13 protein-coding genes are annotated in these 10,858 nt (G+C 43.9%); 8 read left to right on the plus strand and 5 right to left on the minus strand.

Going from position 1 to position 10,858, the window contains the following annotated elements:
- The coding region (locus tag U9O96_02450) for a hypothetical protein (GenBank protein ID MEA2053967.1) at nucleotides 1-320 on the minus strand (320 nt) is incomplete at its 3' end.
- A 124-nt stretch (nucleotides 321-444) separates the two neighbouring features.
- On the opposite strand from U9O96_02450, the gene U9O96_02455 reads away from it, so the two are divergent.
- From U9O96_02455 to U9O96_02470, 4 genes are read left to right on the plus strand one after another with little or no spacing between them, the layout of a single operon-like run.
- Nucleotides 445-1,266, plus strand: coding sequence for a TIM barrel protein (locus U9O96_02455; protein ID MEA2053968.1), 822 nt, complete (start codon nucleotides 445-447; stop codon nucleotides 1,264-1,266).
- Entirely contained in the window at nucleotides 1,263-1,811 is a 549-nt protein-coding gene (gene hxlB / locus U9O96_02460; protein MEA2053969.1) for a 6-phospho-3-hexuloisomerase, read from the plus strand. Before U9O96_02455 ends, hxlB begins: the two co-directional genes overlap by 4 nt.
- Nucleotides 1,812-1,840: 29 nt before the next feature.
- Nucleotides 1,841-2,269: a translation initiation factor IF-2 subunit beta gene (locus U9O96_02465; protein ID MEA2053970.1), complete on the plus strand. Its 429-nt coding sequence runs from the start codon at nucleotides 1,841-1,843 to the stop codon at nucleotides 2,267-2,269.
- 2 nt (nucleotides 2,270-2,271) lie between these two features.
- Nucleotides 2,272-3,660: a glycosyltransferase family 39 protein gene (locus tag U9O96_02470; protein ID MEA2053971.1), complete on the plus strand. Its 1,389-nt coding sequence runs from the start codon at nucleotides 2,272-2,274 to the stop codon at nucleotides 3,658-3,660.
- On the opposite strand, the gene U9O96_02475 is transcribed toward U9O96_02470, so the two are convergent.
- The gene (locus U9O96_02475; GenBank protein MEA2053972.1) at nucleotides 3,653-4,750 is read right to left on the minus strand and encodes a glycosyltransferase family 2 protein; all 1,098 of its coding nucleotides are present in this window, start codon (nucleotides 4,748-4,750) and stop codon (nucleotides 3,653-3,655) included. The two genes, U9O96_02470 and U9O96_02475, sit on opposite strands and share 8 nt — an antisense overlap.
- A gap of 72 nt (nucleotides 4,751-4,822) precedes the next feature.
- On the opposite strand from U9O96_02475, the gene U9O96_02480 reads away from it, so the two are divergent.
- Nucleotides 4,823-5,728 (plus strand): ABC transporter ATP-binding protein, encoded by a 906-nt coding sequence (locus tag U9O96_02480; GenBank protein ID MEA2053973.1) that lies wholly within the window; start codon nucleotides 4,823-4,825, stop codon nucleotides 5,726-5,728.
- 1 nt (nucleotide 5,729) lies between these two features.
- Nucleotides 5,730-6,566 carry an ABC transporter permease gene (locus U9O96_02485; GenBank protein MEA2053974.1) on the plus strand — a complete coding sequence of 279 codons (837 nt, stop codon included), beginning with the start codon at nucleotides 5,730-5,732 and terminating at the stop codon, nucleotides 6,564-6,566.
- Between the two features lie 8 nt (nucleotides 6,567-6,574).
- Here U9O96_02485 and U9O96_02490 read toward each other — a convergent pair whose 3' ends face one another.
- The 3 genes from U9O96_02490 to U9O96_02500 form a co-directional block, all read right to left on the minus strand.
- Nucleotides 6,575-7,420, minus strand: coding sequence for a ribose-phosphate diphosphokinase (locus tag U9O96_02490; GenBank protein MEA2053975.1), 846 nt, complete (start codon nucleotides 7,418-7,420; stop codon nucleotides 6,575-6,577).
- Nucleotides 7,421-7,508: 88 nt separating this feature from the next.
- Complete coding sequence (locus tag U9O96_02495; GenBank protein MEA2053976.1) at nucleotides 7,509-7,811, minus strand: lipoate protein ligase C-terminal domain-containing protein; 303 nt, start codon at nucleotides 7,809-7,811, stop codon at nucleotides 7,509-7,511.
- The gene (locus U9O96_02500) at nucleotides 7,780-8,535 is read right to left on the minus strand and encodes a biotin/lipoate A/B protein ligase family protein (GenBank protein ID MEA2053977.1); all 756 of its coding nucleotides are present in this window, start codon (nucleotides 8,533-8,535) and stop codon (nucleotides 7,780-7,782) included. The genes U9O96_02495 and U9O96_02500 overlap by 32 nt, the downstream gene beginning before the upstream one ends.
- Nucleotides 8,536-8,588: 53 nt before the next feature.
- Here U9O96_02500 and U9O96_02505 point away from each other — a divergent pair, with 53 nt between their 5' ends.
- Complete coding sequence (locus U9O96_02505) at nucleotides 8,589-9,509, plus strand: ABC transporter ATP-binding protein (protein ID MEA2053978.1); 921 nt, start codon at nucleotides 8,589-8,591, stop codon at nucleotides 9,507-9,509.
- Nucleotides 9,506-10,702, plus strand: a complete 1,197-nt coding sequence (locus U9O96_02510) for an ABC transporter permease (protein MEA2053979.1) — start codon at nucleotides 9,506-9,508, stop codon at nucleotides 10,700-10,702. The genes U9O96_02505 and U9O96_02510 overlap by 4 nt, the downstream gene beginning before the upstream one ends.
- Nucleotides 10,703-10,858: the final 156 nt, after the last annotated feature.

A 10,858-nucleotide genomic window follows, 5' to 3' on the forward strand; every position in this document is an offset into this window, starting at 1 on the left:
TTTGGTCTATGAAAGCCAAGTTTAGTGCAAATCTCCTTTACGGCATTCCCTTCACTTGATAAACGAAGAATCCTTGCTCTATCCTTGATAAAACTCTTACTGTTTTTGAGATTCTGCCAGATAAACTCCTTCTCTCCCTCTGTTAGATCTCTAACTCTTAGCTTAGGCTTTCTACCAGCATTTATTTTTCTCCTTTTATTTACAGGTTCTACAGGTCCCAAATATCTGCTTTTGTGTTTCACTTTCTTTCCCATTCTATAACTCATTCTTTCATAACGATACTTCCTGCCTTTTATTGTCTTAATTTCAATATATGACATAATAATAGTTAGGGTGCATAAGAATATAAACTTAATGGTAGTAAAATGCGTTTGTGCCACCTAACAAGCTAGGAATCAAAATTTAAGGTTTGGTCTATATTAATGCCAGAGCAATACAATTCTTGTGATAAGAATAGGAGTTGCCGGCATACCCCTATCATGTAAAGACCGAACCAACAGGGACGGCATCATTTATACAAAAAATCTCGGCTTGTCGGCCATGGAAATACAGTTTGCCAGAGGATTTATTTCAGAGGAGGAGGCAGAGGAATTAAAAGATGTGGCAAGCAAATGCGATATGGAATTGTTTGTTCACTCGCCCTACTACATAAATCTCACCGGAAATGAGAGAAACGTGGAGATGAGCAAGAATAAGATAAGGAAATCAGCTCATCTCGCTCAAATCATGGGCGCAAAAATCGTTACGCTTCATACAGGATTTTACGGCTCTCTATCAAAAAGGAAAGCCATGGAACGTTTTGTAAAAAACATACGCTCTCTACGGGATGAGTTAAAAAAAGGTGGCATAGAAGTGTCACTCGGCATTGAAACGATGGGCAAGAAAGAGGTTTTTGGCAGCCTGGACGAGGTCATAGAGGTTTGCAGGCGTGTCCGCGGCGTGTTGCCTGTTCTTGATATCGGGCACATACATGCAAGGGGTGATGGCTGTTTGAAGGATAAGAAGGACTTTCAGAAAGTATTCGATAGAGTCAGCGATTTGGAAATGGATCATTATTTGATTCATGTAACCGGGGTGAAATACAACAAAGATGGAGAGATGTATCACGTCCCCATAAGGAAGGGGGATATGCCGGTCATAGCATTTATGGGATGCATTATTGAAAATGACTACAATATCACTCTTATATCAGAATCACCCATACTGGAGCATGATGCAGTATACTCCCAAATACTGCTTGATAGGGCAATGGAAATGTCAAAATGAATAAGGAAAGGAATTTCGAAAAATCGGTTGATTACATAAACAGGATGATAGGGGGCATTCTCAAAAACGTGGATGAAAAAAAAGTAGATGATGCGATAGACCTTTTCATGAATGCAAAGAGAATTTTTGTTTATGGTACGGGGAGGAGCGGGCTGGTGGGGAAAGCGTTTGCCATACGGCTTGTCCATCTCGGCTTTCAGACATTCGTGATAGGGGAAACCATAACAGCCCCTGTTCAAAAAGATGACCTTGTGATGCTGATATCCGGCTCTGGAGAGACAATACCGGTGACCATGACCGCGGAGATTGCGAGGAGACTCGGAGCAAAAATAATATCGATTACAGCAAATCCTGATTCCCACATAGCCAGATTTGCCGATGTTTTGATATCCTTCTCGATAAAAGGCGATCCCAACCTTGCTCCCCTCGGTACCGTTTTCGAGGCAAGTTCATGGATATTTCTCGACGGGTTTGTTTCCGAGCTGATGGCAAGGAAGGGCGAAGATGAGAAAAAAATGAAAAAAAGGCATGCGACGCTGGAATAACTTTTTAAGTACCGGGATATTCAAATTTGATGAAAAAATACGATTACGAGGAATTGTTGAACCGGTCAATAGAATCCCTGCCGGAAAAGGTGACAACAAAGGAAAGGTTTCAGATGCCCCGTGGAATTGTCTTTCGCGAGGGGAATACCACCATTCTAAAAAATTTCCTCGAAATATCAGGCATTGTGAATAGAGATTCCCAGCACATTCTATCCTATTTGCTGAAGGAGCTTGGCACTGCAGGCGAGGCGGAGGGGGAGCGGGCAATATTTCAGGGAAAGATACCGGAAAGAAAGGTACAGGAAAGGTTGGAGGATTATGTGAACCGCTTTGTATTGTGCAGGGAGTGCGGCAGGCCGGATACTAAATTAATGAAAAAGAACAGGACGCTTCTGTTAAGGTGCGAAGCGTGCGGTGCCATCCACCCTGTGAAGGCAAGGAGGGTAAAGAGGGAATAGGCATGACAAGTGCCGACAAAAAATTTTTCATTCTCTTTGTTGTGGCGGCAATCTTCATTTCCTTCAGGTTGTATAATATAGAGAACCCATTTTCCACAAACGGGATTGATGAGGGAATACATCTCGTTCAGGCAAGGATGGTGGCTGACGGCTACAACCTTTACGGGGATCTGGGCGGAGACCAGGCGCCACTTGCCATACTGGTTTTTTCATTGTTCAGGGGAGATGTGATGTCCGCAAGATATCTCTCCTCCTTCCTTTTTCTGGCTGCTGCCTTGTCATCATTTTTAATCGCATCTCGTTTGAGGAACAAAAGAGCGGGCGTATTTGTGTTGCTGATGCTTTCCCTGGATTTCACACTCCTGAGAGAATCAAGGCTTGCATCCCTCGACCTGTTTTCAGCATCCCTCCTGTGCATTTCGGCACTTTTTTTTATCATGTATATTGACAGAGCGAGCCCGAGAAATATAGCACTTGCATCTCTTTTTCTTTCCCTTTCATGCATGGCAAAGATGATTGCAGCCCCGTTTGCCATCATGGTGAGCGTAATTTTCCTGTACCATACGGTTAAAAAAAAGAAATTTTTCCATCTTTCCTTATATGCGCTTTCCTTCATCCTGCCGTTTCTTTTTTCGGCGTTCATTTTCACCCCGCAGGAATTAATAGACGGGGTAATATTCAGGCAGACGGGCAGGGGCTTTGATTTGGGCACGAAGCTTTCGTTTTTACTGTTCATAGGTCCGAGTTTTATCTACATGCTTTCAATAAAAAGATGGGACTTAAAAAATAAAAAAATTGCTTTTCTTGTAGCATGGTTTTTGTCCATCTTTGTATTTCTGATGGTTCAGGGGAGGACGTTCCAGCATCATTTTGCATATGTTGTTTTTCCCGCTGCAATACTCACCGCCGTGGCTTTATCAGACCTGCCGGAGAGCAGCCTGAAAGGAAAAGGATTACTCGCAGCATTTGTTGCATTAAATGCCGTTCTTTTCTCATCCATGATTTTGGCTGCTCCTCACGATATGGCATATGACGTGGCAGATGAGATAAAAGAAATAACTCCTTCCGGCTCCGTTATAATATCCGGCAATCCCCTGGTGAATGTTCTGGCGGACAGGAATTGCCCGCCCAATCTGACCAATCTCGCATACTACCAGCATCTGCCGGCAGAATCCTCTGACATAATATACTGGCTCGAGCACGGGGATGCAAAGGCGGTGGTGCTTTACTGGTCCCTCTCGGGCATGGAAGAGGTGAGGGCATATCTCGAGGAAAGCGGGAATTATGTTATGTACAAAACAATCGAGGGCAGGGGACAGATCTTGTTTTACGGGCTGACTCCAAAATTCTCGGTGGATAAATACGTCATGTATGTAAGGACAGCTACTTGAACCAGGTCCACAGGTTGTTGGCAGCGAAATTCCATATGAAAACTATGACTATGGCAATAAATGCAGCCCACATATAGTAGTATCCGAAAAATTCTTTTAATAGCCCCATAATGCCAAGTTGCATTGGAAACGCTGGAGAACTGATAAGATTAAACTTCAGAAATCTCGTAAAAGCATTTTTCATTCCTTTTTTTCCTCTGTCGTGAAATGTCCATAAGTCATTTAATATAAAATTGGAAAGTATAGACAGTTCTATAGCAATGGAGGCCGAGAAAAGGTAAAACATCCCGAATCTCTCGGTTATAAGCCATAATAATCCCAGATTGACCAGCACACCGCTTCCCCCGACCAATCCAAATTTAACGAAACGCATTATTTCACCTGCCTCCCATGAAAGGCGGAGCAGATGTTTGGCATATTTGCTGTACTCCTCGAAGACAAGGGAACTGGTTCCTCTCTCCCTGTCCTTGAATGTTATGGGCACTTCTTCCACTTTTTTATAATTTCCTTTGATCAAAATCTCCAGCAGTATTTTGTAACCTATCGGATGCAACTCCACGCCCTCCAGGACTTCCCGCCTGAGTATAAAAAAACCGGAGAGGGGATCTTTGACTTCCCTGCTTTTGGGCAGCAAGAGATGTGCTACGGCCCTTGCCCCCTTGGAATAAAATTTCCTCTTGAAAGGCCAATTTTCTATTTCCCCACCAGGTATGTATCTGCTCCCGATAACAATGTCCGCCCCTTCCTGTATTTTATTCAATAGTTCAATAATTTTTTCCGGGGGATGTTGAAGGTCGGCATCCATGACCGTAAGGATTTCCCCGTTGCTGTTTTTAAAACCTTCCAGCACGGCGGTTGCAAGATCTCTCTCGTTTTTTCTTTTCACCACTTTGAGAAATCCGTATTTCTCTCTCAACTTTTCAGCCAGGTCTGCTGTGCCGTCAGGGCTGTCATCATCCACTATGACCAGTTCAAAATCTATGCCATGCATGGCGTTTCCCACCCTTTCAAGCAGGACGGGCAAATTCTCCAGTTCATTGTATGTCGGTACGACGATTGACAGTAAAGCCATCATCTCGCAATCTCTCATTCCTTAAATAATTAATGCTTTTTGGAAAACCGTATAAATAATTATATAAGGAGTAGTGCCATTTCTGTCACAATGAACATAGTCGAAATAAAAGACCTAACAAAAAATTACGGCGAGTTGAAGGCGGTTGACAATGTGAGCATCGAGGTAAAAAAGGGCGAAGTTTTTGCATTGCTTGGGCCAAACGGGGCTGGCAAGACAACGATTATAAAATCAATGATTGGCGCACTTTTCCCGACTGCCGGGGAAATAAAAATAAACGGTTTTGATGTGGTAAAAGACGGCAGTAAGGCGAGAAAGAATATAGGCTACCTGCCGGAGAACGTTTCGTTTTACGACAACCTTACAGCAATGCAAACCATGGAATTTTATGCTGAATTGCGAGGGGCAAGCAAAGAAGAATGCCTGGAGCTGCTAAAAAATGTGGGGCTTGAGGGGGAGGTGAACAAGAAAGTTGGAAATTACTCCAAGGGAATGGTGCAGAGGCTTGGGGTGGCTCAGGTGATGATTGGAAACCCTTCTTTACTAATACTCGATGAGCCCACTGGAGGGCTTGACCCAAAGGGTTCATGGCAGATTCGCCAGAAAATAAAGGATTTGAATGAAAACGGCACGACCATATTTATATCTTCACACATACTCAGCGAGGTTCAGGAAGTGAGCGACAGGGTGGCCATTCTGAATCATGGAAAGCTGATCGCAATAGACACGCTGGACAATCTGGGCAAAAAACTTGATTTGCAGCCCGTGCTGAAAATAGAATTGCAGCGCCCCTCCACTCAGATTCTCAGCAGGGTGAAACAGGTCAAGGGGGTGAAAGATGCGAGGTTATCCGAAAACGTAATAAACGTGACGTGCAACCCGAGGGCAAAATTAAACATCATAAATGCAATAGAAGGGGCAGGCGGAAAAATAATTGACTTTAAGACAGTGGAACCCTCATTAGAGGAAGTGTTCCTTAAATTCACGGGTGAGTAAAATGGATTGTAGGGCAGTCTACAGCATAGCAAGAAAGGAATTCATGGACAACTGGCGAAATAAATGGATAATGGCAGTTTCAGCCATATTTTTGATATTGACTCTGGTTATATCTTACTTTGGTTCCATGGGGGCTGAGGGAACTGGATGGAGGGACCTTGACGTGACCATAATGGGGATGATTATGCTGGTTACATTGCTGGTACCGATTATCGGGCTTATGCTGGGATACGCTACGATTGTTGGGGAAAAAGAAAGGGGCTCCCTGGAACTCCTTTTGTCTTACCCTGTCGGAAGGATTGAAGTACTGGCAGGCAAATTTCTCGGGCTGGGTGCGGTATTGTCAGTTGCAAATTTCGCAGGATTCGGAGTCGCTGGAGTGGTAATAGGGGTAAATGTCAGAGGCGTGCAGTGGGGTAATTACATTATGTTCATACTTGCATCCATACTTCTTGGCCTGGTTTTTATTTCCGTTTCAATGTTTTTCTCGTCTATTTTCAAGAAACGTTCTACTGCAATGGGCGCCGCCGTATTTCTGTGGTTTTTGTTCGAGATGATATGGAATATAATAATAGCAGGTATATTGACCGCGCAATACGGGGTTGGAAAAGTGGTAGATCCAAATTTTATGGCTCCCAACTGGTTTTATGTAGCTTCGTTAATAAATCCGGTGAAGGCGTACTCCGCACTGGTATCGCTAACCATCGAGTCAGTTAAAAATATTGCAGGAAACATACCGTCGTTTGTAAACATTCCATTTACCCTTACCATCCTGTTTTCGTGGATAATCGCGGCATTTGTTCTGACATATTACGTATTCAACAAAAAAGATTTGTAATTGTCCAATTACCTGAACAATTTCGCCACTTCTTTTGCCACGCTTGCCTTGCTGTACCGGCTTTCTATTGTATCGGTTGCGATTAGTCTGTCGCATCCCGCCCGCATAATACGTTCATCCGCATTTTTTACGAATAAGCCGTGGATACATGCTGCATATACCTCTTTTACTTCCTGTTGCTTCAGTATTTCCACCGCCTTTGCCATCGTTCCGCCAGTAGAAATAATATCATCCAGGATGAGCAGCTTTTTGCCTTTCACGTCCATATCCTTTATTTCCATTCTGACATCATTGCTGCTTATCCTTGTTTTCTCGAAGTGGTTATAATCGCACCCAATTATCTCGGAAGCATTTTTTGCCATTGACAATGCGCCTTTATCCGGGGCTATGACCGTGTCCACCTTCCCTTTGAAGTATTCTGCCAATGCAGGCATGCCGTCGCAATTCCTTGCATCTATGCTGAAAAAATTTGTGATGTGTTCTTTATGAGGGGTTATTAAAATGACAGTGTCCGCATCCTGCTCGAGCAGCCTTGCCATTTTTTCCGCGCTTACTGCTTCCCCCCCTTCAAATGTTTTGTCCTGCCTCCCGTAGCCATAATAGGGGATAACCAAACTTATTTTTTCCGCGCCCGTTTTTCTTGCTGCATCCTGAAGCAGGAAAAGTTCGATGATGTTGCTGTCTGGATAAGTATTTTGAACTATTATGGCCTCGTCGATGTTTTCATTTATGCGGGCATAGCACTCGCCGTCCGGAAATCTTTTTGTGGTTACATCTGCGACCGGCACGTTAATCTCATCAGACAAATTTTTTGCCAGCCCAGGGGAAGAAGAACCGGCTATAATCTTTTTCATGGAATGGAATCAGTTAGCACCTTTTAAATTTTTAATCGCCCATCGAGTTAAACGATTGGTTAAGTAATGAATGTGAAGCAACCCTTATTCACTCCTGATTTTCCGACCTAATTGTCATCATCACCAGCTCCACAAAATTTTCTTTTGATGCGCCGAAAATTGTAACCCCGGAAAAAAATTCGTCTACAGTACTTTTTATTTTCTCCTCATTTGCATCATTCCCTACCAGCATTTTTTCAAGCTCTTCTATTTTTTCCTCGGGGTACATAAAAAAATCCCCGGTGATTTTTATTTTCCCTATCTTTCCATCTTTGATATCGAGGCTGCATTTCAGCAATTTTCCCCCTTTGACCTTCAACTCACCTTTTAAAATTCCATTCCCTGCTGGCATATTTTTCCCTCAATTCATCTATCCTTCCAATCTCCTCCCTGTTCATGCACCCCTTCACCAGTGTCATGCCAAACCCCTTCTCAAATCCCCTAGCCAGCGCTTTTACTATCTTGCCCTCATCCACACTTCCGACCTCCTCGCGCAGGCATGTTACACGCTTGCTTGCCTTGTCTATGCCCTTATCCTCGATTTTTTTAGCAGATACGTTCAGCAGGGAAAACATGAGTTCTGTGTTCAGGTCAATCAGAAGCGTTCCGTGCTGGAGCACGTTTCCATACCGGCGGGTCTGGGCGCTTCCAGAAATTTTCTTTCCGTTTACCACAATGTCGTTGAGCGGGGAGAATGCGGCGTCTATGCCCACATGGCCAAGCCCGTCTGCGATGGAAGAGCATATCTTGTTGCACGACGAAAGAACATTTTTGGGCATTTTCTTTTCCGGGGCAATAAGCGAGTAGGTTATCTCCCCCATTTCATCATGAAATACCGCCCCCCCGCCGGTTATACGCCTCACCACGTCCATGTTCATTGCCATGCAGGCATCAACATTCACCTCTTCCTCTATCCCCTGGAAATATCCGATTGATATGGCGGAAGGCTTCCATTTATAGAGCCTTATTGTAGGCTTTCCGGAAACAAGCAACGCCTCGTCTATGGCCATGTTTGTGAACGCATCCCGCGCCGGATGAATCAAAAAGCGCCATTTCTCCATAATTGTGAATGCCAATGTGTAAAAATCATTGTCGGTATATTTAAATATAAAGTTTTTTTTGCTTGCCAATGGATTATGCTGTAGAGGTGGAGGGTTTAACCAAGGTGTACGGCGAGTTGAAGGCGGTTGACAACATTTCCTTTAAAGTACGGAAGGGCGAAGTTTTTGCCTTTCTCGGGCCAAACGGGGCTGGAAAAACAACCACGGTTGAAATCATAGAGACGATAAGAAATCCCACAAAAGGGAAAATAAAGGTGCTGGGTTACGATATAAGGGAGACAACCAAAGAAATAAAGGAAAGAATAGGGGTGCTGCCCCAGGAGTTCAAGTCTTTCGAGCGATTGACTGTCAGGGAAACCCTTACTTACTTTTCCCGTCTGTACAGAAAGCACGCTGATATCGACGAAATAATAGACCTCATCGATTTGAAGGATAAGAAACACAAGCAGTACCAAACCCTTTCAGGTGGGCTCAAGCAGCGCGTCGGTGTCGCCATCGCTCTTGTAAACGACCCTGACATCGTATTTCTGGACGAGCCCACTACCGGCCTTGACCCGAGAGCCAGGCGCGACGTATGGAATGCCATCGCCGGTTTGAAAAAGCATGGGAAAACGGTATTTCTTACAACCCACTACATGGAAGAGGCAGAATATCTTGCCGACAGCATTGCAATCATCCACAAGGGCAGGATTGTGGCAGAGGGAACACTGGATGAGCTGCTTCAGGGCTACGGCGGGCGGAGCGTATTGCTGGTAAAGGGATGCAAAACAAAGGAAGTGATGGAAGCTTTGCATAAAACGGGCTACAGGGAAACAAGTTCGGCCAACGGAAACGTGGAGGTAAAACTATCGAAAAGGGATGCGGTTATGGACATTCTCTTTTATTTGAGAGAAAAGGATCTGTATTACAGGGAAGTGGACATCAAACACTCCGACCTTGAAGACGTATTTCTTAACCTGACGGGTGCAACGTTGAAGGAGGAAAAATGAATTTCAGAATAGTTGCCACGGATTTTATGGCAAGCTTCAAAAACTATACACGCAATAAGGGGGCGCTTTTCTTCTCCATCGCATTTCCTGTGATTCTCATACTGCTGTTCGGCGCAATTTTTTCTGGCAGCGGGGGAAGATATGACCTTTATGTAAAAAACTACGATTATGAAAACGGAGGGTTTATTGCAGACATGGTAAAAAACAGTACGGAGGTAAACTTTCCCATGAACAATTTTACCAATTTTTACGATGCAGTTTACGCCCAGCTTGACGGTACCGGCATAATCAAAATAAAGGTAATAAAGGACAGTGATGCATCGAATCAAAAAGAGCTTTACGATTACGTAAAGGCGAGAAAATTAAAATCCGTCATGGTAATTCCGGAAAATTATGGAATGAAGCTGGGAATGGCAATAATGAACGAAAATGCCAGTCTTGCGGAAAATATGACATTGATGCTTGACCAGAGCGACATGCAGAGAAACAGCATAGTAATGTCCGTTGTGTCCCAGTTCCTAGGGCAATCCAATCTCATGATTGCGGGGGGCGATAACTTCCTGCATTTCAACACGAGCAGCATAATACAGGAGAAATTCGAGTACATCGATTTCTTTGTTCCGGGGGTTATTGCATTGACCGTCATGACAAACAGTGTTTTCGGCGTTATAGAAAGCAACACGAAATACAGGAAAAACGGCATATTGAGAAAATTGTCCACAACGCCGTTCACACGTGGCGACTGGATTCTGGCAAAAATGCTGTTCATGCTCTTTATGGCATTTGTTTCCACCTCTGCCATTTTACTGGTGGGCATCGCTGTCTGGGATTTGACATTTAAGGTAAACATATACATGTTCATCCTGATTATTTCTGCAAGTTTTGCCTTTGCCGGCATGGGAATGATAGTAACCCGTTTTGTTAAGGACGAGGAGACTGCACCTGCCGCTGCCAACGTCATAACGTTTCCCATGATGTTTCTGTCGGGCATATTTTTTCCCCTTGAAATGATGCCCTCGTTTCTTCAGACGGTTGCAAAGTTCATGCCGCTGTATTACGTGGGCGAGGGTCTGAGAGATGCCATGATACTCGGAGATGCATCGGGGGCATTGATGAACAGCCTTATCATTTTAATATTCGCAGCAGTAGTTTTCGCCATAGGCGTTGCAATCACAAGCTGGAAAGAGGAATAATGAAAAATTCGTATCAAAGCATGATGGCACTTATGTCTCCATTTATGAGAGATAATTTTTCCATTTACCCCTAATGGAAAGAAAGGATTTATAAAAAGACTCCCAGAATTTTTTACGAACTTGTTGCATTGCTGTTGCCAGATGTATAGCCCTTCT

Source organism: Candidatus Thermoplasmatota archaeon (assembly GCA_034660695.1).
Taxonomy (GTDB): Archaea; Thermoplasmatota; E2; order UBA202; family DSCA01; genus JAYEJS01.

Excerpts from the sequence above, each read along its gene's own strand:
- hxlB (MEA2053969.1), top strand. The coding sequence starts at position 1,263 with ATGAATAAGGAAAGGAATTTCGAAAAATCGGTTGATTACATAAACAGG.
- U9O96_02465 (MEA2053970.1), top strand. The coding sequence starts at position 1,841 with ATGAAAAAATACGATTACGAGGAATTGTTGAACCGGTCAATAGAATCC.
- U9O96_02470 (MEA2053971.1), top strand. The coding sequence starts at position 2,272 with ATGACAAGTGCCGACAAAAAATTTTTCATTCTCTTTGTTGTGGCGGCA.
- U9O96_02475 (MEA2053972.1), bottom strand. The coding sequence starts at position 4,750 with ATGAGAGATTGCGAGATGATGGCTTTACTGTCAATCGTCGTACCGACA.
- U9O96_02480 (MEA2053973.1), top strand. The coding sequence starts at position 4,823 with ATGAACATAGTCGAAATAAAAGACCTAACAAAAAATTACGGCGAGTTG.
- U9O96_02485 (MEA2053974.1), top strand. The coding sequence starts at position 5,730 with ATGGATTGTAGGGCAGTCTACAGCATAGCAAGAAAGGAATTCATGGAC.
- U9O96_02490 (MEA2053975.1), bottom strand. The coding sequence starts at position 7,420 with ATGAAAAAGATTATAGCCGGTTCTTCTTCCCCTGGGCTGGCAAAAAAT.
- U9O96_02495 (MEA2053976.1), bottom strand. The coding sequence starts at position 7,811 with ATGCCAGCAGGGAATGGAATTTTAAAAGGTGAGTTGAAGGTCAAAGGG.
- U9O96_02505 (MEA2053978.1), top strand. The coding sequence starts at position 8,589 with ATGGATTATGCTGTAGAGGTGGAGGGTTTAACCAAGGTGTACGGCGAG.
- U9O96_02510 (MEA2053979.1), top strand. The coding sequence starts at position 9,506 with ATGAATTTCAGAATAGTTGCCACGGATTTTATGGCAAGCTTCAAAAAC.